This is a genomic window from Streptomyces sp. NPDC027185, assembly GCF_055567035.1.
Genome location: NZ_JBVHRF010000004.1, coordinates 487836 through 513749, shown reverse-complemented (window position 1 = coordinate 513749; position 25914 = coordinate 487836). Strand labels below are relative to the sequence as shown.

The 25914-nt window shown below is 73.8% G+C and carries 18 protein-coding genes; 10 read left to right on the top strand and 8 right to left on the bottom strand.

Features of this window, described 5'->3' with window-relative positions; translation table 11 throughout:
- Positions 1 to 135: 135 nt before the first annotated feature.
- Complete coding sequence (locus tag ACZ4M8_RS15845; RefSeq protein ID WP_467608042.1) at positions 136 to 2952, top strand: DEAD/DEAH box helicase; 2817 nt, start codon at positions 136 to 138, stop codon at positions 2950 to 2952.
- 86 nt (positions 2953 to 3038) lie between these two features.
- On the opposite strand, the gene ACZ4M8_RS15840 is transcribed toward ACZ4M8_RS15845, so the two are convergent.
- A complete protein-coding gene (locus tag ACZ4M8_RS15840) occupies positions 3039 to 3440 on the bottom strand; it encodes an abscisic acid-deficient protein Aba4 family protein (RefSeq protein ID WP_467607421.1) in 402 nt (133 codons plus the stop codon).
- A gap of 229 nt (positions 3441 to 3669) precedes the next feature.
- The gene (locus tag ACZ4M8_RS15835; RefSeq protein WP_467607418.1) at positions 3670 to 4620 is read right to left on the bottom strand and encodes a hypothetical protein; all 951 of its coding nucleotides are present in this window, start codon (positions 4618 to 4620) and stop codon (positions 3670 to 3672) included.
- Between the two features lie 147 nt (positions 4621 to 4767).
- Between ACZ4M8_RS15835 and ACZ4M8_RS15830 the strand changes: the two genes are divergently transcribed.
- Positions 4768 to 5397, top strand: a complete 630-nt coding sequence (locus tag ACZ4M8_RS15830; protein WP_467607416.1) for a MerR family transcriptional regulator — start codon at positions 4768 to 4770, stop codon at positions 5395 to 5397.
- 268 nt (positions 5398 to 5665) lie between these two features.
- Here ACZ4M8_RS15830 and ACZ4M8_RS15825 read toward each other — a convergent pair whose 3' ends face one another.
- Both ACZ4M8_RS15825 and ACZ4M8_RS15820 read right to left on the bottom strand, forming a co-directional pair.
- On the bottom strand, positions 5666 to 6517 hold the full coding sequence (locus ACZ4M8_RS15825) for a siderophore-interacting protein (protein ID WP_467607413.1): 852 nt from the start codon (positions 6515 to 6517) through the stop codon (positions 5666 to 5668).
- A 53-nt stretch (positions 6518 to 6570) separates the two neighbouring features.
- On the bottom strand, positions 6571 to 7485 hold the full coding sequence (locus tag ACZ4M8_RS15820; RefSeq protein WP_467608039.1) for a 5'-3' exonuclease: 915 nt from the start codon (positions 7483 to 7485) through the stop codon (positions 6571 to 6573).
- A gap of 246 nt (positions 7486 to 7731) precedes the next feature.
- Here ACZ4M8_RS15820 and ACZ4M8_RS15815 point away from each other — a divergent pair, with 246 nt between their 5' ends.
- Both ACZ4M8_RS15815 and ACZ4M8_RS15810 read left to right on the top strand, forming a co-directional pair.
- Positions 7732 to 8916, top strand: coding sequence for a quaternary amine ABC transporter ATP-binding protein (locus ACZ4M8_RS15815; protein WP_467607411.1), 1185 nt, complete (start codon positions 7732 to 7734; stop codon positions 8914 to 8916).
- Complete coding sequence (locus tag ACZ4M8_RS15810) at positions 8909 to 11518, top strand: ABC transporter permease/substrate binding protein (protein WP_467607410.1); 2610 nt, start codon at positions 8909 to 8911, stop codon at positions 11516 to 11518. The genes ACZ4M8_RS15815 and ACZ4M8_RS15810 overlap by 8 nt, the downstream gene beginning before the upstream one ends.
- 144 nt (positions 11519 to 11662) lie before the next feature.
- On the opposite strand, the gene ACZ4M8_RS15805 is transcribed toward ACZ4M8_RS15810, so the two are convergent.
- From ACZ4M8_RS15805 to ACZ4M8_RS15795, 3 genes are all read right to left on the bottom strand, one after another.
- Positions 11663 to 12370 (bottom strand): gamma-glutamyl-gamma-aminobutyrate hydrolase family protein, encoded by a 708-nt coding sequence (locus ACZ4M8_RS15805; protein WP_467607407.1) that lies wholly within the window; start codon positions 12368 to 12370, stop codon positions 11663 to 11665.
- Between the two features lie 51 nt (positions 12371 to 12421).
- Positions 12422 to 13891, bottom strand: coding sequence for an ethanolamine permease (eat, locus tag ACZ4M8_RS15800; RefSeq protein WP_467607405.1), 1470 nt, complete (start codon positions 13889 to 13891; stop codon positions 12422 to 12424).
- A 415-nt stretch (positions 13892 to 14306) separates the two neighbouring features.
- Entirely contained in the window at positions 14307 to 15038 is a 732-nt protein-coding gene (locus tag ACZ4M8_RS15795; protein WP_467607403.1) for a FadR/GntR family transcriptional regulator, read from the bottom strand.
- 95 nt (positions 15039 to 15133) lie between these two features.
- On the opposite strand from ACZ4M8_RS15795, the gene ACZ4M8_RS15790 reads away from it, so the two are divergent.
- From ACZ4M8_RS15790 to ACZ4M8_RS15775, 4 genes are all read left to right on the top strand, one after another.
- Positions 15134 to 16501: a glutamine synthetase family protein gene (locus tag ACZ4M8_RS15790; protein ID WP_467607400.1), complete on the top strand. Its 1368-nt coding sequence runs from the start codon at positions 15134 to 15136 to the stop codon at positions 16499 to 16501.
- Between the two features lie 9 nt (positions 16502 to 16510).
- Positions 16511 to 17875, top strand: a complete 1365-nt coding sequence (locus tag ACZ4M8_RS15785; RefSeq protein ID WP_467607397.1) for an aldehyde dehydrogenase family protein — start codon at positions 16511 to 16513, stop codon at positions 17873 to 17875.
- Positions 17876 to 17877: 2 nt separating this feature from the next.
- Positions 17878 to 18678: a 3-oxoacyl-ACP reductase gene (locus ACZ4M8_RS15780; RefSeq protein WP_467607395.1), complete on the top strand. Its 801-nt coding sequence runs from the start codon at positions 17878 to 17880 to the stop codon at positions 18676 to 18678.
- A 94-nt stretch (positions 18679 to 18772) separates the two neighbouring features.
- Positions 18773 to 20068, top strand: a complete 1296-nt coding sequence (locus tag ACZ4M8_RS15775) for an HAD family hydrolase (protein ID WP_467607393.1) — start codon at positions 18773 to 18775, stop codon at positions 20066 to 20068.
- 375 nt (positions 20069 to 20443) lie between these two features.
- Here the strand turns inward: ACZ4M8_RS15775 and ACZ4M8_RS15770 are convergent, their stop codons facing one another.
- Positions 20444 to 21661 (bottom strand): amino acid deaminase/aldolase, encoded by a 1218-nt coding sequence (locus ACZ4M8_RS15770; protein ID WP_467607390.1) that lies wholly within the window; start codon positions 21659 to 21661, stop codon positions 20444 to 20446.
- Positions 21662 to 21863: 202 nt separating this feature from the next.
- On the opposite strand from ACZ4M8_RS15770, the gene ACZ4M8_RS15765 reads away from it, so the two are divergent.
- Both ACZ4M8_RS15765 and mycP read left to right on the top strand, forming a co-directional pair.
- Positions 21864 to 24692, top strand: a complete 2829-nt coding sequence (locus tag ACZ4M8_RS15765; protein ID WP_467607387.1) for a hypothetical protein — start codon at positions 21864 to 21866, stop codon at positions 24690 to 24692.
- Positions 24689 to 25873 (top strand): type VII secretion-associated serine protease mycosin, encoded by a 1185-nt coding sequence (gene mycP / locus ACZ4M8_RS15760; RefSeq protein ID WP_467607385.1) that lies wholly within the window; start codon positions 24689 to 24691, stop codon positions 25871 to 25873. Before ACZ4M8_RS15765 ends, mycP begins: the two co-directional genes overlap by 4 nt.
- Positions 25874 to 25914: the final 41 nt, after the last annotated feature.

The following is a 25914-nucleotide window of genomic DNA, read 5'->3' as shown; positions in this document are numbered from 1 at the left end:
GTGGCTCCCCGCCTCCGCCGTTCTCGGGGGCGCCCGCCCCGCCGTACGGGGCCGGGGGCCGGGGCGTACCGGAGGGAACGGTGCCGGATAAAGCCGGGCCGACTGTCAGAGGTGGCCGGTAGGCTCGTGAGCACGATGACCGAGGACATGTCTCCTGCTGAGCGCTATGCCGCCGCCAAGCTCCGTGCGGCCGAGCAGGCCACCGCACTCGCCCCTTTCCGTGAGATGTACGACTTCCCCCTGGACCCGTTCCAGCTCGACGCCTGCCGTGCCCTGGAGGCCGGCAAGGGTGTGCTGGTCGCGGCGCCGACGGGCTCCGGCAAGACGATCGTCGGCGAATTCGCCGTCCACCTGGCTCTGACCCAGGGCCGCAAATGCTTCTACACCACCCCCATCAAGGCGCTGTCCAACCAGAAGTACCAGGACCTGGTGCGGCGGTACGGCCCGGAGAAGGTCGGCCTGCTGACCGGGGACAACAGCGTCAATTCCGAGGCGCCGGTGATCGTGATGACCACCGAGGTGCTGCGGAACATGCTCTACGCGGGCTCGCAGTCGTTGATAGGGCTCAGCTACGTGGTGATGGACGAGGTGCACTACCTCTCCGACCGCTTCCGGGGCGCCGTCTGGGAAGAGGTGATCATCCATCTCCCCGAGTCGGTGACGCTGGTCTCGCTGTCGGCGACGGTCTCCAACGCCGAGGAGTTCGGCGACTGGCTGGACACCGTCCGCGGTGACACCGAGGTGATCGTCTCCGAGCACCGCCCGGTGCCGCTGTGGCAGCACGTCCTCGCGGGCCGCCGGATGTACGACCTGTTCGAGGAGCGGGAGGGCCGCGGCGGTGGCCGGCGGGAGGTCAACCCCGATCTGGAGCGGCTGGCCCGGTTGGAGAACAGCCGGCCCACCTTCGGCCGGGACAAGCGCCGCGGCCGGAATCTGCGCGAGGCGGACCGCGAGCGTGAGCGGCGCCAGCGCAGCCGCATCTGGACGCCGAGCCGTCCCGAGGTGATCGACCGGCTGGACAACGAGGGCCTGCTGCCCGCCATCACCTTCATCTTCAGCCGCGCGGGCTGCGAGGCGGCCGTCCAGCAGTGTCTGCACGCGGGGCTGCGTCTCAACGATCAGGAGGGCCGGGAGAAGGTCCGGCGCATAGTCGAGGCGCGGACGGCGGGTATCCCCGACGACGACCTCCATGTGCTGGGGTACTTCGAGTGGCTGGAGGGGCTGGAGCGCGGGATCGCCGCCCACCACGCCGGGATGCTGCCGACGTTCAAGGAGGTCGTCGAGGAGCTGTTCGTGAAGGGGCTGGTCAAGGCCGTCTTCGCGACCGAGACGCTGGCGCTGGGCATCAACATGCCGGCCCGTTCGGTGGTGCTGGAGAAGCTCGTCAAGTGGAACGGCGAGCAGCACGCCGACATCACGCCGGGTGAGTTCACGCAGCTCACCGGGCGGGCCGGGCGCCGTGGGATCGACGTCGAGGGCCATGCGGTGGTGCTCTGGCAGCGCGGGATGAATCCGGGCGCGCTGGCCGGTCTCGCCGGTACGCGGACGTATCCGCTGCGCTCGTCATTCAAGCCGTCGTACAACATGGCGGTCAATCTCGTCTCGCAGTTCGGGCGGCACCGGTCGCGGGAGCTGCTGGAGATGTCGTTCGCGCAGTTCCAGGCGGACCGGTCGGTCGTCGGGATCTCCCGTCAGGTGCACAAGAACGAGGAGGGGCTTGAGGGCTACCGCGCCTCGATGACCTGCCATCTCGGCGATTTCGAGGAGTACTCCCGGCTGCGGCGGCAGCTGAAGGAGCGGGAGACGGAGCTGGCCAAGCAGGGCGCGGCGCACCGCCGGGTGGCGGCGGCCGCGGCGCTGGAGAAGCTGCGGCCGGGTGACATCATCCACGTTCCGGCGGGCAAGTACGCGGGGCTCGCGCTGGTGCTGGACCCGGGGATGTCCTCGGGCCGCACCGACCGGCAGCGCGGTTACGAGGTGGCCGACGGACCGCGGCCGCTGGTGCTGACCGCCGAGCGGCAGGTCAAGCGGCTGGCGGCGATGGACTTCCCGGTGCCGGTCGAGGCGCTGGACCGGATGCGGATCCCGAAGTCCTTCAACGCCCGCAGCCCGCAGTCCCGTCGCGATCTGGCGTCCGCGCTGCGCACCAAGGCCGGGCATCACGTGCCGTACCGCCACCGCAAGAAGCGTTCGGAGGCGGCTGACGACCGCGAGATCGCGCGGCTGCGCAAGGAGATCCGGGCGCACCCCTGTCACGGCTGTGACGAGCGGGAGGACCACGCCCGCTGGGCGGAGCGTTACCACCGGCTGCTGCGGGACACCCGGCAGCTGGAGCGCCGTATCGAGGGCCGGACGAACACCATCGCCCGCACCTTCGACCGGATCTGCGCGCTGCTGACCGAGCTGGACTACCTGGAGGCCGACACCGTCACGGACGAGGGGCGCCGACTGGCCCGGCTCTACGGCGAGTTGGACCTGCTGGCCAGTGAGTGTCTGCGCGAGGGCGTCTGGGAGGGGCTCGGCCCCGCGGAGCTGGCGGCCTGTGCGTCCGCGCTGGTCTTCGAGGCGCGGCAGGCGGACGACGCGGTGGCGCCGAAGCTGCCGTCCGGCAAGGCGCGGGACGCGCTCGCGGAGATGGTGCGGATCTGGGGCCGGCTGGACGCCCTGGAGGAGGACCACAAGATCAATCAGGCGGAGGGCGTCGGTCAGCGCGAGCCCGACCTCGGCTTCGCCTGGGCGGCCTACCGCTGGGCGTCCGGCTTCGGCCTCGACGAGGTGCTGGCGGAGGCGGAGATGCCGGCCGGTGACTTCGTCCGCTGGTGCAAGCAGTTGATCGACGTCCTCGGTCAGATCGCGGTCGCCGCCCCGCCCGGCGGCACCGTCGCCCGCACGGCCCGCAAGGCCGTCGACGGTGTGCTGCGCGGTGTGGTGGCGTACTCGTCGGTGGGGTGAGGACCGAGCCCCGGGCCGCGGCCCGGGAGCGCGCTGCGGCGCCCGTCTCCGGGGAGGAGGCGGGCGCCGCAGCGGTTGAGGGCGGGTCACGGGGCGGTCGTGCCGCTCCCGGGGGCGGGGCGGTTCCGGGCGCCGGGCCGCTCGGCGGCGGTGTCGCCGTACGGGGACGCCGTGGGGCGCCGGTGGCGGAGGGCGGCGCGCAGGGGGAGGAAGAGCAGCAGTCCGAACGGCGAGAGCAGGATGGTGAAGGCCAGGAGCGGCCCCATGACCAGCGGGTGGACGCGCAGGGTCCGGGCCTCGCGGTACATCCACTGACCGAGGAAGAGATCCCAGGCGATCACCTGTGCCCAGATCGCCCCGGCGCCGCCGCCGAGCGTCATCAGCTGCTGGAAACCGGCCAGATCCGGGTGGCGCACGGCGGCCCACAGCTGGGGGAGCACCGGGACGGCCAGCGCGAGGTGGACGGCGACCACGGGGAGCAGCGGCAACGGCGACGCGGCGACGCGTCGGTCAGCCGGCGGCCGGGGGCGAGGATCAGCAGCGCCCAGAACGGCGCCGCGCAGAGGAAGGCCAGGTCGAAGAGGGTGCTGTCGGTCATACGGTCAACTCCGGGCAGTGGGTGGGGTGTTGGTGGTCTCGGGGCGTGGTGCGGGCGGCGCGGCTTCCGGGGTGCCGGCGCGCCGTGCCGCCGCGCCGTGGCCGGTGTGTGGCGATACGTCAGGCCGATGACCGGTGCGGCGCGTTCAGGGGCGGGTGCGGAGCGCGGGTGATGCCGGTGTGGCGTAGCGCCACGGCCGTGGCGAGGGCGGTGAGGAGGGCGAGGCAGGCCAGCGCGGTGAGGGTGACGGTGTCCGGGCGGGTCAGGGCCTGGCCGCGCAGCGCCTGCCAGGTGAGGAGGGCGAGCAGCGCGGCGGCGGATCCGGCGGCCACCAGGACGAGACGGAGCCGCACCCGTTCCGCGCGCAGCCGGGGGAGGCGGGAGCTGAGCGCGTCGATCCCGTGGAGGAGGAGCGGGAGCGCCTGGAGCGCGTGCATGCCGAAGAAGTGCGGTATGCGCAGATCGCCGCCGGTGGCGTTCCAACCGGTGACCGGCATGGCCGGGCCGCCGTCGGGGACGCCGACGCTGTGCGCACCGATGGCGGTCCGCAGCGCGCCCGCGGCCTGCTGCTCCGGCGTCGGCAGCAGCATCAGCGCGCCGAGCAGCAGACCGGCCAGTCCGAGCAGCATGCCGAGCCGGATCGCCCAGGTCGCCGCGGGATCGCCGAGCCGGGCGCGGAAGAGGAGGACGGCGATCACGAGTGTGCCCGTCCACAGCACGGCGATGGTGATGCCCATGACCTGGAAGAGCGCCCGGTCCAGCGGGGTCGCGACGTTGAAGTGGCTGCTGTGGCCGCGGAGTGTCTGGCCGACGATGATCGCCATCTCGGTGATGCCGGCGGCGACGACGGTGCGCGCCGCCCAGCGGCCGGTCCGGGTCGGCCCGCGGCGGCCGAGCATCCAGGCGAGAGTCAGGCCGTAGGCGGCGAACGACACGGCGAACTTGAAGGGCTTCAGCCAGATCGGTGCGCCGACGAGGACGCGGTCGTCGGTCAGCAGGCCGACCGCCGCGACGACGGCCAGCGCGGCCATGGTCCAGGAGAAGACGAGCAAGGAACGGAATCTGGGCATACGGGTCCTCCAAGAATGGATAGCGGTGCTTACCGCTATCTGATAGCTGGACTATCTATGATGGGGAGCGACATGGCAAGGCCGGGCGGCGCGGGGGCCCGGTGGTGCGGCGCCCGGAGAGGGGGCCGCGCGGGAGAAGGGCGACGGATGCGCATCGGGGAACTGAGCCGCGAGACCGGCGTGGCGGTGCCGACGATCAAGTACTACGTCCGGGAGGGGCTGCTCCCCGCAGGGCGGCTGACCAGCCCGAATCAGGCGGTCTACGAGGAATCGCACGCACACAGGCTGCGGCTGATCCGGGGCCTGATGGAGGTCGGCGGGCTCTCGGTCGCGGCGGTCCGGGAGGTGCTGGCGGCGGTCGATTCGCCGGAGCCGGTGCACAAGGTGCTGGGCGCGGCGCAGCACGCCGTCACCCCGCCGGTCAGCGGTGCCCCGGAGGGGCTGGAGGAGGCGCGGCACGCCGTCGCGGAGCTGGTGCGCCGCCGCGGGTGGCGGGTCGATCTCGCCCATCCGTCCGTGGAGGCGATGGCGGTGACGCTGGCCACCTTCCGCGACATCGGCCACGGCGCGTTCGAGGAGGTGCTGGACGACTACGCGGAGGCGTGTGAGCGGATCGCCGGCGCCGATCTGGAGTTCGCCGGGCGCGGCGCGGAGGTGGACCGCCTCGTGGAGAGCGTGGTGGTCGGCACCGTGCTGGGCGATGCGGTCCTCGCGGCCATGCGCCGGCTCGCCCAGGTGGACGCGTCGGCCCGCCGCTTCGGGACGGGGCTGAGCTGACGATGCATCAGGCCGAGGGTGCCGCCGTGGGGTCTCGCGTGGGCGCGTCCGAGGTGTGAAGGGGGCGCCTTCCGGTCCGTGACGCTTCCTCGGAGGCGGGCCCCTGACGGGGTGTGGGTCCCGGTCGGTGGGGTCCCGGAAGCCCGGCGGAGAGCGCTCCGCCGGGATCGGCTCGTCCCGCTGCCGCGTCGGCCCGTACGTCATGACGGCGCCGCCCGGCGTGGGGCAGGCGCCCACGCCGGGCGGCGCCGTGCGGTGTCTGTGCTGGTCAGGCCGCCGCGGCGGGTTCCTGTTCGGCCTCGATCCGCTGGTTCCAGTCGCGCTTGGACGCCTGCCAGCCGTCCTCGTCGTGGCCGCTGCGCCAGTAGCCCGAGATCGACAGGGCCTCGCGCGGGATGCCGCGCTCGACCCGCAGCACCCGGCGCAGCTCCTTGACGAAGCCCGCCTCGCCGTGGACGAACGCCTGGACCTGCCCGGCGGGGAAGTCCAGCGCGGCGACGGCGGCGACGAGCCGGCGGCCGACCGGTGCGGTGCCGCGGTGCAGCCAGGTGATCTCGGCGCCCGCCGGAGCCGGCAGCTCCTGCTCCTCCTCGGGCCCGGCCACCTCGATGAAGGCGCGCACCGGCGCCCCCTCCGGCATCCGGGCCAGCGACGCCGCGATGGCGGGCAGCGCGCTCTCGTCGCCGGCGAGCAGATGCCAGTCCGCCGTGGTCTCGGGGACGTACGCGCCGCCGGGGCCGAGGAAGAGGACCTCCTCGCCCGGCTTCGCCGCGGCCGCCCACGGGCCCGCGATGCCCTCGTCGCCGTGGACCACGAAGTCGACGGTCAGCTCGCGCCGCTCCGGGTCCCAGGCGCGCACCGTGTACGTACGCGTCCGGGGCCACTGGTCGCGCGGCAGCTCGGCGCGGATCTGCGCGATGTCGAACGGTTCGGGGTAGGCGACGCCCTCCAGCGGGAACACCAGCTTGATGTAGTGGTCGCTGTAGGCGCCCGCGGTGAAGGCCGCGAGGCCCTCGCCGCCGAGGACCACCCGCACCATGTGGGGGGTGAGCTGCTCGGTGCGCCGGACCTCGGCGCGGTGCAGCGTCTGCTTCTTGCGGGCGGGTCGCTCTGCTGCCACGGCGGTCTCCCCTGAGGACGCGATAATTGGTTAGGTTTACCTAACCTAGCAGCTCAACCCTGGAGTGTGTCGAGCAAGCGGTGCAGTGAGCCGCCCAGACCCCACCGGGTGGCGAGCGATTCCAGCCGTCCGGGGTCGGCGGGCTCGCGGGGGAGTGCGAAGTCGCCCTCCGGCACCGGTACGTCGGTGGCCACCCGTACCACCTTCGGGGCGACCGCCAGGTACGGGGCCGCCTCGGTCAGCCGCCGGCGCTGGGTCGGGGTGAGCTTCGAGGCCGGATCGGCGGCCGCCGCGATGATCCCGGCCAGGTCGCCGTAGGCGTCGAGCAGTTTGGCCGCGGTCTTCTCACCGATGCCCGGCACACCCGGCAGGCCGTCGCTCGGGTCGCCGCGCAGCAGTGCCAGATCCGCGTACCCGCGCCCGTCGACCCCGTACTTCTCGCGCAGCAGCGCCTCGTCGGTGAGCTGGAGGGTGCCGACGCCCTTGACGGGATAGAGGATGCGGACGCCGCGTGCGTCGTCGACCAGCTGGTAGAGGTCGCGGTCGCCGGTGACGACGTCGACCGGGCCGGTCGCGCGGGCGGTGAGTGTGCCGATGACGTCGTCCGCCTCGTATCCCGCAGCGCCGGCACGGGCGATGCCCAGCGCGTCCAGGACCTCCTCGATCACCGGGACCTGCGGGGAGAGGGTGTCCGGAATCTCCTCCTCGTCCGGTGCGGCGGAGCCCGCGGGGGCCTCGGCGGCGACGCGGTGCGCCTTGTAGGAGGGGATCAGATCGACCCGCCACTGCGGGCGCCAGTCGGCGTCCATGCAGGCCACGAGGGAGTCGGGTTGGTGGTCCTGGACGAGCCGGGCGATGAAGTCCAGCAGGCCGCGCACGGCGTTCACCGGGGTGCCGTCCGGGGCCCGGACCGACTCCGGGACGCCGAAGTACGCGCGGAAGTAGAGGGAGGCGGTGTCGAGGAGCATCAGGCGTCGAGTCACCCCCGCATGATGCCGCACGCGAAACCTCCCAGGTGTACGGCTCAAACGTGGCCCGGATGTGAGGTGGGCCACCGGACGGTTTGAGCCAGATAAAGGGGGGCAGGCGCGCAGCCGGAGAGGACCCGATAAGCGTTTCAACATTTTTATCGGTGAAGGCGAGCGGATCTCGTCCCTCTCCACGACCTGTCTGCGGGGGTGGCAGGTCGTTCTCGTGCGACAAGAGAGGTGTATGTGTCCAGGCTTCAAGCCGAGCACCTGTACATGGTGTTCGGCAGACGACCGAAGGACGCGGTGCGCAGGCTCCAGGAGGGAGCCGACCGCGGAGAACTGCGCGCCGAGGGCACCACCGCCGCGGTGATCGACGCGTCGATCGAGGTGGACGAGGGCCAGATCTTCGTCGTCATGGGTCTGTCCGGGTCCGGTAAGTCCACGCTGCTGCGGACGCTGAACGGGCTGCTGGAGCCGACCGCCGGAACCGTCCGGTTCGACGGTCAGGACCTCACCTCGCTCAGCCCCAAGGAACTGCGCAAGGTCCGTTCCGAGAAGATCTCCATGGTCTTCCAGCACTTCGCCCTCTTCCCGCACCGCAGTGTGCTGGAGAACGCCGCCTACGGCCTGGAGGTCCAGGGCGTCGCGCGCGAGGAGCGGGAGAAGCGCGCCTACGAAGCGCTGGAGCTGACCGGGCTCAAGGGCTGGGAGAAGTCCTGGCCCGACGAGCTGTCCGGCGGTATGCAGCAGCGCGTCGGGCTGGCCCGCGCGCTCGCCACCGACGCCGACCTGCTGCTGATGGACGAGTCCTTCAGCGCGCTGGACCCGCTGATCCGCCGCGATATGCAGGATCAGCTGCTGGAGCTGCAGAAGACGCTGAAGAAGACCATCGTCTTCATCACCCACGACCTCAACGAGGCGATGCGTCTCGGCGACAAGATCGCCGTCATGCGCGACGGCCGTATCGTGCAGATCGGCAGCGCCGAGGACATCCTCGTCCGCCCGGCCAACGACTACGTCGCCTCCTTCACCCAGGACGTCGACCGCACCCGGGTGCTGACCGCCGGCGCGATCATGACCGCCGCCGACGACGTGCTGGGCACCACCGCCCCGGACGGCAGGAAGATCGCCACTCCCGACGACTTCCTCGCCGCCGCGCCCGCCGTGGTCGTCGCGGACACCCCGATCGCCGAGCTGTTCACGCCCTGCTCGCTCAGCACCGTGCCGGTCGCCGTCGCGGACAAGGCGGGCAAGGCCATCGGCGCGGTCCGTGCCGACCGGCTGCTCGCCGCGCTCGGCGAGGGCGAGGAGGAGCCCGCGGCCGCCGTACCGGCGCCGGCGGAGAAGCCCGCGAAGCCCGCCGCCGCCGCGGACAAGGACGCGGACGAGGACAACGACCCCGAGGGCAAGGTGAGCACCGGTGCCTAGAATTCCGATAGGCAGCTGGGCCAGCGACGCCGTCGACTGGCTGACCAAGCACGCGGCCTGGCTCTTCGACTTCGTCACGCAGATCCTCAACGGCCTCTACACCGCCATCCACGCGGTGCTGTCCGGCCCCGAGCCGCTGCTGCTCGCCGGTATCTTCGCGATCATCGCCTGGTGGCTGCGCGGTCTGCCGGCCGCGGTCCTCACCTTCCTCGGCTTCGCGCTGATCGACTCGATCGAGCAGTGGGACGAGACGATCTCGTCGCTCTCGCTGGTGCTGGTCGCCTGCATCATCACGATCCTGATCGCCGTACCGCTCGGCATCTGGGCCGCCCGCAGCCGTGCCGTCGGCGGTGCGCTGCGTCCGGTCCTCGACCTGATGCAGACGATGCCCGCGATGGTCTACCTGATCCCGGGCATCCTCTTCTTCGGTCTCGGTGTCGTCCCCGGCATCGTCTCCACCATCGTCTTCTCCATGCCGCCCGCCGTCCGTATGACGGAGCTGGGCATCCGGCAGGTCGACGAGGAACTGGTCGAGGCGGCCGAGGCGTTCGGTACCCATCCGCGGCGCACCCTCTTCCGGGTGCAGCTGCCGCTGGCGCTGCCGACGATCATGGCCGGTATCAACCAGGTCATCATGCTGGCGCTGTCCATGGTCGTCATCGCCGGTACCGCCGGTGGCGGCGGTCTGGGCGGTTCGGTCTACAACTCGCTCAGCTCCGTCGATGTGAAGCTGGGCGCCGAGGCGGGTCTCTCCGTCGTCATCCTCGCCGTCTACCTCGACCGGATGACCGGCGCCCTCAACCAGCGGGTCTCGCCGCTGGGCCGTCGTGCCCTCGCCAAGGCGCAGGCCGCGCTCGGCGGGGTGAAGTTCCTGCGCTGGAAGCCGGCCACCTCGCTGGCGACCGTCGGTGTCGTCGTCCTCGCGCTGGTCGCGGGCGGGATGAGCTACTTCGGCAAGAACTCCGGCGGCGGTGCGGGCGGCACCGACGGCAACGGCCGTCCGATCACCCTCGGCTACGTCAACTGGGACGAGGGCCGCGCCACCACCTTCCTGTGGAAGGAGATCCTGGAGCAGCGCGGCTTCAAGCCGAAGCTCCAGGCCCTCGACGCCGGTCCGCTCTTCGCCGGTCAGGCCCGCGGTGACATCGACGTCCAGTCCAACGCCTGGCTGCCGACGACGCACGAGGCGTACTGGAAGCAGTACCAGGACAAGCTGGAGGACCTCGGCGCCTGGTACGACAAGACGTCGCTGGAGATCGCCGTCCCGTCGTACATGAAGGACATCAAGTCCCTCGACGACCTCAAGGGCAAGGGCGCGACGTTCGGCGGCAAGATCACCGGTATCGAGCCGGGCGCCGGCGAGATGAAGATCCTCAAGGACAAGGTCCTGGGGGACTACGGACTGTCCGGCGAGTACAAGGTCCAGGATTCCTCGACCTCCTCGATGCTGGCCGAGCTGGACCGTTCGATCCGGGCGAAGAAGCCGATCGCCGTCACGCTGTGGTCGCCGCACTGGGCGTACAACAAGTACGACCTCACCAAGCTGAAGGACCCCAAGGGCGCCTTCGGCTCCGGTGACAGCCTGCACATGCTGGGCCGTAAGGGCTTCTCGAAGGACGAGCCGCTGGTCGCCGGGTGGATGAAGAACTTCCACCTGGACGAGGACCAGCTCACCAGCCTGGAGAACGAGGTCACGGAGGCCGGGAACGGCCATGAGCAGGACGGCGTCCGCGCCTGGCTGAAGAAGAACCCCGGCCTGGTCGACAAGATCGCGCCGTCCAGCCACGTCTCGTACGCCAAGGGCAAGGACGCCGGCAAGGCGCCCGACATCGGCTACCCGGCGTGGGACGAGGGCATCGCCACCACGTACCTGTGGAAGAACGTCCTGGAGAAGCGCGGCTACAAGCCGAAGCTGCACAACCTCGACGTCGGCCCGATGTGGACCGGTCTGTCGACCGGCCAGATCGACGTGGAGACCGACGGCTGGCTGCCGGTCGCGCAGAAGCAGTACTGGGACAAGTACAAGAAGGATCTCGTCGATATCGGCCCCTGGTACGACAAGACGTCGCTGGAGATCGCGGTGCCGTCCTACGTCAAGGACGTCAAGACCCTCGACGACCTGCGCAAGCACAAGGACGAGTTCGGCGGCAAGATCATCGGCATCGAGCCGGGCACCGGTGAGATGAAGCGGCTCAAGAGCACCGTCGCCCCGGCGTACGGTCTGGACGGTTTCCAGGTCACCTCCGCCGGTACCAGCGCGATGCTCGCCGAACTCCAGCGGGCGTACGCCAAGAAGGAGCCCATCGCGGTCGTCCTGTGGTCGCCGCACTGGGCGTACAGCAAGTACGACCTGACCAAGCTGGCCGACCCCAAGGGCACCTGGGGCGCCGAGAACCACATCACCTCCATCGGGAACAAGAGCTTCCCGAAGGAGTTCCCGGAGTTCCACGGCTGGCTGAAGAACTGGAAGATGACCCCCGATGAGCTGGGCAGCCTGGAGAAGGACATCCAGGACGCCGGCAAGGGCAACGAGGACAAGGGTGTCCAGAAGTGGATCGACGCCCACCCGGGCATCGTCGACAAGATGGCTCCCGTGAAGTAACGCGCACGGCACACCCGTCGCACGGGTACGGGCCCCGCCTCCGGCACGACGCCGGGGCGGGGCCCGTTCCGTGTACGAGGGCCGGGGAGCGGGGGCGGTCCCGGGCCCGGTGGGCCCGTGCTCGCGCCTTTGGCCCCGGCCCGCTCAGCCCGTCGCCGTCGTGGCCGCCCCGCCCGCCGCGGCCACCAGTGCCGCCACCACCCGGACGTCCTCGCCGGCCTCGGGGTGCCACTGGACGGCCAGGGTGAACGCGGGGGCGTCCGGGTCCTCCAGCCCCTCGACGGTGCCGTCCGCCGCGTGCGCGGAGATCCGCAGGTTCCGGCCGAGGCGGTCGACGGCCTGGTGGTGGTAGGTGGGGACGGCGACCTCCTCGGGCAGGACGGTGGCGAGGGCGGTGCCCGGGACCGGGGTGACGGTGTGCCGGGCGAAGACGCCGGGCGGGCCGTTGTGTCCGTCGAGGTGCTGGACGAGGGTGCCGCCGCGCGCGACGTTCAGCAGTTGCAGCCCCCGGCAGATGCCGAGCAGCGGGACGGCCGCGGCCGACGCCGCCTCGATCAGGGCGAGCTCCCAGGCGTCCCGGGCGAGCGCGGGCGGCCCGGTCCGCGGGTCCGGCTCGGCGCCGTAGCGGCCCGGGGCGACGTCGGCGCCGCCCGCGATGATCAGGCCGTCCAGCCGGGCGACGGTGGCGGCGGCGCGCTCCGGCGCGTCCGGCGGCAGCAGCGCGGCGATTCCGCCCGCCCGCTGGACGTGCCGGTGGTACCCGGCGGGCAGCACGGCGGCGGGCTGGGTCCACACGCCCCACCGCGCCGCGTCCTCCAGATAGGTGCTGATGCCGATGAGCGGCCGGTGCATCGGGGCCTCCGTACGGTTGCGGGTCGGTGAGCGGGCTCGGGGCGCGGCCGGTCAGCCGCGGTCCAGTTCCGCCTCGGCGGCGGCCAGCGCCGCGAACTCCTCCTCGGGCGCCGCGGCCACCAGCCGGTGGCGGGAGTAGCACGCGAAGTACAGCAGCGCCACCGCGTACACGCCGAGCGCGATCAGCGCCGCGTCCTTGTCCACCAGGAACGTCGCCACCAGCGCCGCACAGGCCAGGACGAGGGCGACCGACGACGTCACCATCCCGCCGGGCGTGCGGTACGGCCGGTGCAGCCCCGGCTCCCGGCGCCGCAGCACCAGGTGCGAGAGCGCCATCAGGGCGTACGAGATGGTCGCGCCGAAGACCGCGACGTTCAGCATCCGGGCGCCGTCGCCGGTGGCCGCCGCGAGGGCGAAGCCGAGGGCGCCGGGCACCAGCAGGCCCAGGTAGGGGGCCTTGCGACGGCTCGTCAGGGAGAGGAAGCGGGGCAGGTATCCGGCGCGGGAGAGGGCGAAGAGCTGCCGGGAGCCGGCGAAGATCAGCGAGAAGAACGACGCCACCAGACCGGCGAGCCCCGCGTAGTTGACGATCCGGCTCACCACCGTCGGTGTGCCGTGCGGCTGGAGCGCCTGCACCAGGGGGTCGCCGGCCGACTGGATCGCCGCGCTGCCCCGGGCGCCGGTCGCCGCGGTGAAGGTGACCAGCGCGAGCAGCAGCAGGACCCCCATCGCGGCGGCCATCGCCCGCGGCAGCACCCGCGCCGGGTCCCGGGTCTCCTCCGCCGCCAGCGGCACGCCCTCCACCCCGAGGAAGAACCACATCCCGAACGGGAACGCCGCCCAGATGCCGAGCAGCCCGAACGGCAGCCAGGACGAGGCGCCGAACGCGTCCGCCCGTACCGGGATGTCGTCGAGCGCGTCCACGTGGAAGTCGCTGAACGCGGCGAGCGCGAAGACCAGCAGCGCGGCCACCGCGACGGCGGTGACGACCAGGCTGAAGCGGAGCGCCTCGCCCACCCCCCACAGGTGGATACCGATGAAGAGGACGAAACAGGCGAGATACACGGGCCAGCCCGAGTGCAGGCCGAACAGGCCGAGCGATTCGACGTAGTCGCCGATGAAGATCGAGATGGCGGCGGGCGCGAGGACGTACTCGATGAGGATGGCGGTGCCGGTCAGGAAGCCGCCCCAGGTGCCCAGCGCGCGGCGGGCGAAGCCGTAGCCGCCGCCCGCGGTGGGCAGCACCGACGCCAGCTCCGCCAGCGCGAAGACCAGGCAGGTGTACATCAGGCCCATCAGCACGGCGGCGATGGCCAGTCCGCCGAAACCGCCGTGCGCCAGGCCGTTGTTCCAGCCGGAGAAGTCGCCGGAGACGACGTAGGCGACGCCCAGCCCGGTCAGCAGCAGCGGCCCCGCGCTGCCGCGCCGCAGCGACCGCCGCTCCAGGTAGGTGTCCTTGGGGGAGGCGCTCCCGGTGCCGGTCCGGGGCGGTGCGCTCTGCGGTTCCGTACGGTCGGCCATCAGCCGCTCCTGCCTCGCCGGTGGGCCGGGGCGCCCGGGACGGACGGCCCGAATAAAGGTTCAGCGGCATACCTTTGCCGGATTCCGGGGCGGTGCGCAAGACCTCTGCGGGAAAAGCACGGTTACCGGGCCGGGCAAGAGGGACGTGCCGGACGCGGGGGCCGATACCGCTCCGCCGGGAGGCCACGGCCGGAGCTCCGTACGGGGGCGGGGCCGGGACCCGGCGTTTCCGTACGGGGCACGGCGCCCGGCCCGGTGCGGGCGCCGTTGCCCCGTGTGCGTTCCGCCGCGCTCGCCGCCACCGTACGGACCGGAGCCCGGCGTTCCCGTACGGGACACGGGACATGGGGTGCGGCGCCCGGCCCGGCGCCGCACCGCCGCGTCCGCCCCCGGTGCGGACCGTGTCCGCCGAGCCTCAGCCGGCGGGCCGGGTCAGGAACCCCCGCAGCAGCGCCGCCGTGCCGCCGCAGTGTTCGCGGGCCACCTCGCGGGCACCGTCCGCGTCGCCCTCCAGGACCGCCTCCACCAGCGCGTCGTGCTGGGCCTGGGAGTGCTCCAGGTTGCGGACCAGCAGCGGGATGCCGTCCAGCAGATCGTTGACGCGGGCGCGCACCGCCGCGTACTGCGCCGCGAGCGAGGGGGAGCCGGACAGCTCCGCGAGGGTGAGATGGAGGAGGGTGTCGCAGCGGCGGTAGTCGGTCAGCGGCGCGTCCCGGGTGGCGGTCAGGCAGCCGCGCAGCCGCGCGGCGTCCGCCTCCGGCAGTCCGTGCGCCGCGCACAGCCCGGCGGCGCCGGTCTCCAGCACCTCACGGAAGCGCAGCGTGTCCTCCAGATCGATCCGGTCGGTCCGGCGGCGCAGCTCCGCCTCGCCCGGACGCGCCTGACGTACGCGGACGAACGTGCCGCCGTACCGCCCGCGCCGGCTCTCCACCAGCCCCTCGTCCGCCAGGACCTTCAGCACCTCGCGCAGCGTCACCCGGCTGATGTGCAGCCGCTCGGCCAATTCCCGCTCCGCGGGCAGCCGTTCGCCCGGCGCCACCAGGCCGAGCCGGACGATCTGGAGTATCTGCTCCAGCGCCTCCTCGAAGCCGTTCCCCGCCCGCACCGGCCGCAGTACGGGTGCCAGTCCATCCGCCGCACCGTCCATCCCCGACCCCTTCCCAACCAATGGTTCGTATGCATACCTTATTCCGGCCGGGGCGTCCGAGCGCCCTCGCGACCGCAGTGACAGGAGGCAACACCGTGGCCCACCGCACGCCCCCGCTCCCCGTGGCGGAGCTGAGCGCACTCGTCGCCGCAGGGGAGATCGACACCGTCGTTCTCGCCTTCACCGACATGCAGGGACGGCTCCAGGGCAAGCGGTTCGCCGCCCGCCACTTCCTCGACACCGTCCTCGACCACGGCACCGAGGGCTGCAACTACCTCCTCGCCGTCGACGTCGACCTCAACACCGTCGACGGCTACGCCATGTCCTCCTGGGAGCGCGGCTACGGCGACTTCGCCATGCACGGTGACCCGGCCACCTTGCGCCGCACTCCCTGGAACCCGGGCACCGCCCTGATCACCGCCGACCTCGCCTGGCACGACGGCAGCCCCGTCGCCGCCTCGCCCCGGCAGATACTCCGCCGCCAGCTCGACCGCCTCGCCGCCCGCGGACTCCACGCCTTCGCCGGCACCGAGCTGGAGTTCCAGCTCTTCAAGGACACCTACGAGGACGCCTGGTCCCGCGGCTACCGCGACATGACCCCCGCCAACCAGTACAACGGCGACTACTCCGTCCTCGGCACCGGCCGCGTCGAGCCCGTCCTGCGCCGTATCCGCAACGAGATGGCCGCCGCCGGGATGACCGTCGAGTCCGCCAAGGGCGAGTGCAATCTCGGCCAGCACGAGATCGTCTTCGTCTACGACGATGCGCTCACCACCTGCGACCAGCACGCCGTCTACAAGACCGGCGCCAAGGAGATCGCGGCTCAGGAGGGCATGGCGCTCACCTTCATGGCCAAGTACGACGAGCGCGAGGGCAACTCCTGCCACATCCACCTCTCGCTCCGCGACGACGACGGCGAGACCGTCCTCGCCGACCCCGACGCCCCGCACGGCATGTCCGCGCTGATGCGCCACTTCCTCGCCGGACAGCTCGCCGCGCTGCGCGACTTCACCCTCCTGTACGCCCCCAACATCAACTCCTACAAGCGCTACCGCCCCGGCTCCTTCGCCCCCACCGCCGTCGCCTGGGGCCCCGACAACCGCACCTGCGCGCTGCGCGTCGTCGGCCACGGCGCCGCCCTCCGGCTGGAGAACCGGCTGCCCGGCGGCGACGTCAACCCCTACCTCGCCGTCGCCGGCATGATCGCCGCCGGACTCCACGGCATCGACCGGAAGCTGGAGCTGCCGGACGCCTGCACCGGCAACGCCTACGACGGCGACGCCGCCCACGTTCCCGCCACCCTCCGCGAGGCCGCCGACCTGTGGGAGCGCAGCGCCCTCGCCCGCGACGCCTTCGGCGACGACGTCGTCGACCACTACCGCCACATGGCCCGCGTCGAACAGGACGCCTACGACGCGGCCGTCACGGACTGGGAGCGCTTCCGCTCCTTCGAGCGCATGTAAGGACTGCCCGTGCCGCACGAGCTGGACATCATCAACCCGGCGACCGAGGAGACGGTGGCGACCGTCCCCGTGACCACCCCCGAGGAGGTCGACGCGGCGGTCCGGCGGGCCGCCGCCGCCCAGGAGAAATGGGCCGCTCTCGCCCCCGCCGACCGCGCCCGGCTGCTGCGCCGCTTCGCCGACACCGTCGACGCCCACATCGACTCCCTCGCCCGCCTCGAACTCCTGGAGGCCGGCCACCCCCTGGCCAACGCCACCTGGGAGGCGGGCAACGTCCGCGATCTGCTGCACTACGCGGCCGGGGGAGCGGAGCGGCTGACCGGAAGTCAGATCCCGGTGGCCGGCGGCCTCGACGTGACCTTCCGCGAACCGCTCGGCGTCGTCGCCGTCATCGCCCCCTGGAACTTCCCGATGCCGATCGCCGCCTGGGGCACGGCCCCCGCGCTCGCCGCCGGCAACGCCGTCCTCCTCAAACCCGCCGAGACCACCCCGCTCACCGCCCTCCGCCTGGCCCGCCATGCCCTCGACGCCGGGCTGCCCGAAGGGCTCTTCCAGGTCCTGCCCGGCGAGGGCAAGGTCACCGGCGCCGCCCTCGTCGACCACCCCGGCGTCGCCAAGGTCGTCTTCACCGGCTCCACCGCCACCGGCCGCCACATCGCCGCCCGCTGCGCCGAGCGGACCAAACGCCTCACCCTCGAACTCGGCGGCAAGAGCCCCAACATCGTCTTCGCCGACGCCGACATCGAGGCCGCCGCCGCGGCCGCCCCCGGCTCCTTCCTCGACAACACCGGCCAGGACTGCTGCGCCCGCAGCCGCATCCTCGTCCAGCGCTCCGTCCACGACCGCTTCCTGGAACTGCTGGAGCCCGCCGTCCAGGCGTTCACCGCCGGCGACCCGGCCGACCCCGCCACCCGTATGGGCCCGCTCATCTCCGCGGCCCAACGCGACCGCGTACGGTCCTACGTCCCCGAGGGCGCCCCCGTCGCCATCCGCGGCGAGGCCCCCGAGGGCAAGGGCTTCTGGTACCCGGCGACGGTCCTCACCGGCCACCCCGACGACCGCGCCGCCGTCGAGGAGATCTTCGGCCCGGTCGCCGTCGTCCTCCCCTTCGACGACGAGGCGGACGCCATCCGCCTCGCCAACGCCACCGACTACGGCCTGTCCGGCTCCCTGTGGACCCGTGACATCGGCCGGGCCCTGCGGGTCTCGCGCGCCGTCGCCGCCGGGAACCTCTCCGTCAACTCCCACGCCAGCGTCCGCTACCAGACCCCGTTCGGCGGCTTCAAACAGTCCGGCATCGGCCGCGAGCTGGGCCCCGACGCCCTCACCGCCTTCACCGAGACCAAGAACGTCTTCATCCACGCCGAGGAGTGACCATGACCGACCAGACCCCCGTCTGCCGCCGCCTGGTGGACCGCACCGCCGTCGTCACCGGCGCCGGCAGCGGCATCGGCCTGGCCACCGCCCGCCGGCTGGCCTCCGAGGGCGCCCGCGTCGTCTGCGCCGACATCGACGAGGCGGCCGGAAAGGCCGCGGCCGACGAGACCGGCGGTCTCTTCGTCCAGGTCGACGTCACCGACTCCGACCAGGTCGAGGCGGTCTACCGCACCGCCTTCGAGACGTACGGCTCCGTCGACATCGCCTTCAACAACGCCGGGATCTCGCCGCCCGAGGACGACTCCATCCTCACCACCGGCCTCGACGCCTGGAAGCGCGTCCAGGAGGTCAACCTCACCTCCGTCTACCTCTGCTGCAAACACGCCCTGCCCTACATGCGCGAGCAGTTCGAGCGGACCGGGCGCGGCGGCTCCATCATCAACACCGCCTCCTTCGTCGCCGTCCTCGGCGCCGCCACCTCCCAGATCAGCTACACCGCGTCCAAGGGCGGCGTGCTGGCGATGTCCCGCGAACTGGGCGTGCAGTTCGCCCGCGAGGGCATCCGGGTCAACGCGCTGTGCCCCGGGCCGGTCAACACCCCGCTGCTGAAGGAGCTGTTCGCCAAGGACCCCGAGCGCGCCGCACGCCGGCTGGTGCACGTCCCCGTCGGCCGTTTCGCCGAGCCGGAGGAGATCGCCGCCGCCGTCGCCTTCCTCGCCAGCGACGACTCCTCGTTCGTCAACGCCGCCGAATTCCTCGTCGACGGAGGCATCGCGGGGGCCTACGTCACTCCGGTGTGAAGGCTGGGTAAAGTCGCACGTCACAGCCGGGGCCGACGCCACCACGGGCCGGCCCCGGCGCCGTTTCCCATCCGCACGGACACCGGAGTCCCCCATGCGCAGACCCGCCCTCGCCCTGGGCCTGGCCGCCGCCGCTCTCGTCGCCGGCAGCGTCCCGGCGACCGCCGCGGCCCCCGCCCGCGCCGAGTCCGCCCACCCCACCCGCTGCCCGCAGCTCTCCCGCGACCTGCCGTGGTACGGCCACAACCGCGCCAAGCTCCAGCGCACCATCGACACCCGCGGCACCTGCGAGAACCCGGGACTCGCCCACGGACACGGCCGCGCCCCCGTCGCCGCGTTCGACTGGGACAACACCATGACCAAGAACGACGTCACCGATGCGACGCTCAACTGGTCCCTGCTCAACGACAAGATCCTGCGGCCCGCCCACTGGCGCGACACCAGCAAGTGGATGACGCCCGCCGCCGACCGCGCGCTGACCGCCGCCTGCGGCACCTCCGTCCCCGTCGGAGCCCCGCTGCCCACCTCCACCAACGCCGCCTGCGCCGACGAGATCCTCGAAATCCGCGCCGAGGCGAAGACGATGAGCGGGCAGGAAGCTTTCGCCGGCACCTGGAACCACCGCCGCACCGTCCCCGAGTACGCCTGGGTGCCGCAGCTCTTCGCCGGCCACACCGAGGACGAGGTCCGCACGTACGCCGCCGCCGGCCGCAAGGCCGCCCTCGCCGCTCCCGTCGGCGCCACCGTCAAGGTCGGCACCCACACGCTCCCGGCGTACGTGCGCTACTACGCCCAGCAGAAGGACCTGGTCCGCACGTTGCGCAAGGCCGGGTTCGACGTCTACATCGTCTCGGCGGGCTCGAAGCCGGTCACCGAGGTGTGGTCCCGCGCCATCGGCTTCGACCGCGCCCACACCATCGCCATCCGCAGCATCCTCGACGACGAGAACAAGCTGACGTACCGGACGCAGGGCTGCGGCGACATGCCCGACTCCCAGGGCGAGGCCATCCCGTACATCGACGGCAAGCGCTGCTGGATCAACCAGGAGATCTTCCACCTCAAGGGCGCCGAGGCGTGGCGCAAGCAGGACGCCGCGCACCGCATCGCCCTCGGCGGCGGCGACGCCGACACCGACTCCACCTTCGTCGCCGACGCCACCGGCGCCCACCTGGTGATCAACCGCAACAAGACCGAGGTCATGTGCCGCGGTTACGACAACGCCGACGGCCGCTGGGTGATCAACCCGATGTTCATCGACCCGCTGCCCCGCAAGTCCGGCACCTACCCCTGTGCCACCCAGGGCCACATCAACACCGACGGCGTCCTCGGCCCCCTGCGCCGCCCCGACGCCACCGTCGTCCCCGACCAGCGCGACCGCGTCCACGGCTGAACCACCACCGGGCCGCGCGGCGGCGTGCGCGCGGCCCAGGACTCCCGGCCCGGGGAGCGCCGGGAGTCCTGGGCTCCCACCAGATCCGGGGTCCGGCCCAGGCCTGCCCGGGTCCGCCCACGGGCGCGGCTCCAGGGGGTTCCTGCCGGGCCCGCCCCCGGAGCGCGCTTTCCCGGGCCCGCCCGCTCCCGGGAAAGCGGCGCTCGGCAGGCCCGCCGGTCGGACCTCACCAAAGCCCCCCGGCAGGCCCGCCGGCCGGACCGGTCGCCCGAGCCTCCGGCAGGCGCCGCTCGGAGCAGCCGGCCCCGCCCGCTCTTCAAGCACCCGGACCCGCCCGGCCCGCCGTCCGCGGCGGCCCCCGGTGCGCCCGCTCCGCTACAGATACGTCCGGCCCTCGCCCCGGTACGTCGGCACCGTCGCCACCACCCGGTCGCCGTCCACCAGATGCAGCGAGTCGAACCGTTCGCACAGCTCACCGGCCTTGGCGTGGCGGAACCAGACCTTGTCGCCGATCTCCAGCCGGTCCGCCGCCGTGCCCAGCAGCGGCGTCTGCACCTCGCCCGGACCCTCCTGCGGGTCGTACCGCAGCCCGGCCGGAAGGTACGGCTCCGGCAGCCGGTCGGTGCCCGCCACCCCCGACGCCGGATAGCCGCCGCCGAGGACCGTCACCACCCCGGGGCCGGGACGGCGCACCACCGGCTGCGCGAACAGCGCCGCCGGACGCCCCCGGAACGACCGGAAGTTGTCGAACAGCCGCGGGACGAACAGCCCGGACCCGGCCGCGATCTCGGTGATCGCCGCCTCCGCCGCCGTGTGCTGCACACTGCCGGTACCGCCGCCGTTGACGAACTCCAGCCGCGGCGCCACCGCCCGCACCGCCCGCACCGCCTCCCAGCGCCGCGCCGCCAGCTCCTTGCGCGCCACCGCCTGCACCGTCCGCACCGTCCGCGAGAACACCGGCCGCCCCGCGACCTCGTCGCCCACCCCCGCCACATGCCCCTCGTACGCCATCAGCCCGACCAGCCGGAAGCCGGGGCGGCGCACCACCTCCTGGGCCAGCTCCGCCAGTTGGGCGGGGCGGCGCAGCGGCGACCGGCGGGCGCCGATCCGCAGCGCACCGCCCGTGAGGCGGTACGAGGTGTCCAGCTCCAGGCAGATACGTATCTCCGCGCCGCCGCCGGCGGGCCGGCATGCGTCGATCAGGTCCAGCTGCGCCCGGTCGTCGGCCATCACCGTCACCGCGGCGGCCGCCCGCTCGTCCCCGGTCAGCTCGGTGAGGGCGGCGCGGTCCGCCGTCGGGTACGCCAGCAGCACGTCGTCGAAGCCCGAACGCGCCAGCCACAGGGACTCGTCGAGCGTGAAACTCATGATCCCCGCGAAGCCGTCCCGGGCCAGCACCCGCTCCAGCAGCGCCCGGCAGCGCACGGACTTGCTCGCGACCCGGACCGGTTTGCCCCCGGCCCGCCGCACCAGATCGCCGGCGTTCGCGTCGAAAGCGGTCAGATCGACGAGGGCCAGCGGTGCGTCGAGCCCGGCGGTCGCCCGGTCGTAACGTGCTTTGTCGTCATACGGGGTGGCGGGATCCTGGGACATGGCGGCAGCCTGCCAGAGACCGCTACCCCTGGGTAGGGGCGGGGAACGCCACCGGCGGACCACGGGGGTTCGGGCCGGACCACGGGAGACCGTAGAGTGTCCGGACGCCGTAACCAGCAGGTCAGCGGCGTTTTACTGGGATACGGACCACCTTGCCCCGATTGCCGTGCGGGGGCGGGTGCGTGGCGCGAGGGGGGCGCGGGTGAGCACCGAGGCCGAGTGTGCCGGAAAGCAGCAACTCCCCCCGATACCTCCGCCCCCGGCGATACCTCCGCCCCCGGCCTACCCCCCGGCCAACCTGGAACGCGACACGGCGAGCCTCCCCGTCATCCGCCTCGACGCCGCGGACCCGCCTCCGCCCGCCGCGCCGTCCCCCGCGAAGAGCGCCTCCCCGGTACCGCCCCGCCCGCTGACGGACCCGGCGCCGCCCCGTCCGTCGGCGGACCTGTCGGCGGACCCGGTGGCGGCGGTCACGGAGGACGCGCCGTCCGCCCCGACCGCGAACGGCCGGCCGCCGAAGCCCAAGGCGCTCGGCGGCAAGGTCCGGGCGGCGAAGGGGCGCCTGCTGAAGGGCCGCGCCCCGGGCCTGCGCCGCCGCGGCGGCGAGACGTCCCCGGACGGGCAGGGACGCCCCTCGGGCCCGCGCCGCCCCGGTGGTGAGACGTCCCCGGAGGGGCAGGTGCGTCCGTCCGGCGCGCGCCGCCCCGGCGGGGACGCGCCGAAGGGCGGCCTGGCAGGCGTCTCCCGGGTACCGGCGGGCACCTCGCCGGCCCCGGCCGCGGCCCGCCGCGCCCCCGTCCCGCCGCCCGCCGCCGCCCTGGACGGCCCGGCCTCCACCGTCCCGCCCGCCCCGCTGCCGGACCCGGCCACCGCCCCGCCCCGGGCCGTACCGCCCCGTCCCGCCGCCGAACTGGACGGCCCGGCCCCGTCCGCGTCCGCACGATCCCTCCCGGAGACACCCGTGACGCGGCCATCCACCGCAGACCACCCCGCCCCCGGGAACGCCCCCGACGACCCCCCGCCACCACCGCCCGCTTCCGGCCCCACAGAGGAACGGGGCTCCGGTACGCCGCCCTCCTCCGGTGCGGCCGAGCCGTCCGGTACGGGCACCGGCCCCACCGGGCGGCATGGTCCCAATTCGGGGACGGGCTCCGCCGTGCCGACGGGCTCCGGTACGGGCTCCGTGTCGTCTTCCGGTCCGGCCGCGGGCCCCGCAGGGCCGTCCGACCCGTCCGATCGGTCCGGCCCGTCCGATGCGGGCCCGGCGGTGCCGCCCGCCTCCGCCTCCGCTCCGGACCAGCGATCCGGTACGCCGTCCGACCCGGTCAAGGCCGCGCCGCCCGGTGCGGACGCCGCTCCCTCCGGCCCCTCCGCGCCCTCCGGCTCCGGTACGGGCACCGGCCCGGCCGCGGCGTCCGGCCCCACCGGCCCGTCGGGCTCGGTGTCCGCCCCCGGCCCGGCCGCCGCCCCCGACCAGCCGTCCGCCCCGGCCACCCCGCCCCCGGCGCCCGCCTCCCCGCCCCCCTCCGACGGCCCGTCCGACGACTCCCGCCCCTCCGGCGTCCGTATCCCGATCCCGCCGCAGCCGTCCGCGCCCGGCCCCGTGCCTGGCGGGGAGGACGAGGCGACGGCGGTGCTGCGCCGGGTGCCCGCCGGACCCGGGGCCGGGCCGGGCGCGGACGGAGCGGAGCCGGACGCCGCCCCGGTGTCCGCGCCCGTGGCGACGTCCGCCTCGGCCTTCGCGGCCCCGGCGGAGACGGAGCCGGCGCCCGCCCCGCCGCGGTCGCCCGCACCCGTACGGACCTCGGCCTCGGCGACCCCGCCGCCGGACCCGGCCATCCCGGTGCGCGGGCCGGACGGTGCCCTTCCGGTGCCGCCGCGGCCGAAGGCGCCGCCCGTCGTGCCCCCGGCGGACACCGTCCCGCGCCCGGGGCGCCCGGACGCCACCGCGCGCCCCGCCACCACGCCCGCCGCACCGGCGCACCCCACCGCGCCGCCCGCCCCCACCGTGCCCCCGCGCCCCGCGGCCGCGCCCGCCGCCGCACCGGGTTTCCGGGACACCGCCGCCTACCACCTGGCCCGCAGCCAGGGCCTGTGGGCACCCCGCGACGGCGCCGCGCACCGGGCCCGCGCCGCCACCCCGGCACCGGCCCCGGGCGCCGCCCCGCCCCCGGGGCGCTCCGGCGGGCCGTTCCGCCCGCGTACCCCGCTGCCCCCGCAGGCCGCCGCGCCGCTGCGCCCCGTCCGCCCGCTGTCCGCGCCGCGCCGCCCCGTCTCCCGGGCGTTCGCCGCCGCGGCCTGCCTCGTCCTGGGCACCGGGCTCATCTGCGGCGCCGTGGCCGGAAGCTGGCTCACCGAGGGCGCCGACACCCGTACCGCCGCCCAGATCGCGTACGACAACGGCCGCGACGCCTGGCACAACGCCCCCGTCGACGCCCTCTTCCCGCCGGTCGTCGACGGTCTCGGCGCCGGGCCGGGCGGCTCCGACCGGCGCTGGACCCGTGTCGCCGTCGCCCCGGACAGCTCCTGCCGGGGAGCCGAGAACCCGCAACTCACCAAGGCGCTCGCCCCGGCCGGATGCGTCCGCCAGCTGCGCGCCACCTACCTCGACGCGACCCGCACCGACCTCATCACCGTGGGCGTGCGGACCGCCAAGGCCGACCAGGACACCATGAAGGCGCTGCGCCACCGCTTCGCCGCCAGGAGCCGCACCGGCGATACCGACCTCATGCCCCGCACCTACGCCCCCGAAGGCACCCCGGCCGCCCTCTTCGGCGCCGACCAGCGCGCCACCTGGACCGTGCGGGTGCTCACCGACATCCCCGTCGTCGTCACCGCCGTCGCCGGGTTCGCCGACGGCCGTACCGTCCCGACGCCGCAGCCCGCCGCGGACGCCGTCCGCCCCGGCGCCACCACCGTGGCCGCCGAGGCCGGACTCGGCCACGACGCCGAGGGCCTCGCCGACCGCGTCGAGGCCACCTTCCGCGCCGCGGCCGGCAGCACCACCCGCACCACGGAGGCGTCCCCGTGACCCGAGCCCCGCTGCGCGCCACCGCCGCGCTGATCGTCCTGACCGCCGCCCTGGCCCCGCTGCTGACCGCCGCCCCGGCCCGCGCCGACGGCATCCGCGCCCAGGAGTGGGCCCTGGAGGCCATCCACGCCCAGGAGGCGTGGAAGACCACCAAGGGCGACGGCGTCACCGTCGCCGTCCTCGACACCGGCGTCGACACCGACCACCCCGACCTGCGCGGCTCGGTCGCCCCCGAGAAGGACCTCATCGGCTTCGGCGCCGGTCCCGGGGACCCCCAGTGGGCCGTCCACGGCACCGGAATGGCCGGGATCATCGCAGGTCACGGCCATGGCCCCGGGAAGAGCGACGGTGTGCTCGGCATCGCCCCGGAATCCCGGATACTCCCGGTCCGGGTGATCCTGGAGGACGACGACCCGGCCCGTAAACGCGCCCGCGCCGAACGCGCCGGGGCCCTCGCCGACGGCATCCGCTACGCCGCCGACCACGGCGCCGACGTCATCAACCTCTCCCTGGGCGACGACAGCGCCTCCGCCCACCCCGAACCCCGCGAGGACGCCGCCGTCCAGTACGCGCTCGGCAAGGGCATACCCGTCATCGCCTCCGCGGGCAACGGCGGCGAGGAGGGCAACCGCGCCTCGTACCCCGCCGCCTACCCGGGCGTCATCGCCGTCACCGCCGTCGACCGCTACGGCAACCGCGCCGACTTCTCCACCCGCCACTGGTACGCCACCGTCGCCGCCCCGGGCGACGAGGTCGCCACCGCCAACCCGGACCGCACCTACTACGAGGGATGGGGCACCAGCCCCGCCGCCGCCTTCGTCTCCGGCTCCGTCGCCCTCATCCGCGCCGCCCACCCCCGCCTGAGCCCCGCGCAGATCAGACAGCTCCTCATGGACACCGCGCAGGACCGCCCCGACGGCGGCCGCGACGACGACCGCGGCGCCGGCACCGTCGACCCGGCCGCCGCCCTCAAGGCCGCCGCCGACCTGGAGCCCACCGCCCAGAAACCGGTCCCCGCCGCCCACACGGCGCGCCACTTCGGCCCCGGCCCCACCTCCGAGAGCCACGGCAGCGCCCCCGCGGGCTGGTTCCCCTGGACCGCGGCCGCCGCCGGTACCGCCCTCCTCGCCGCCGCCGCGGCCCTCTGGCGCGACCGCCACCCCACCCGCCTCTTCCGCTAGCCGCCACCCCTGCCCGTCCCGGTACCCGCCCGCCGCCTAGG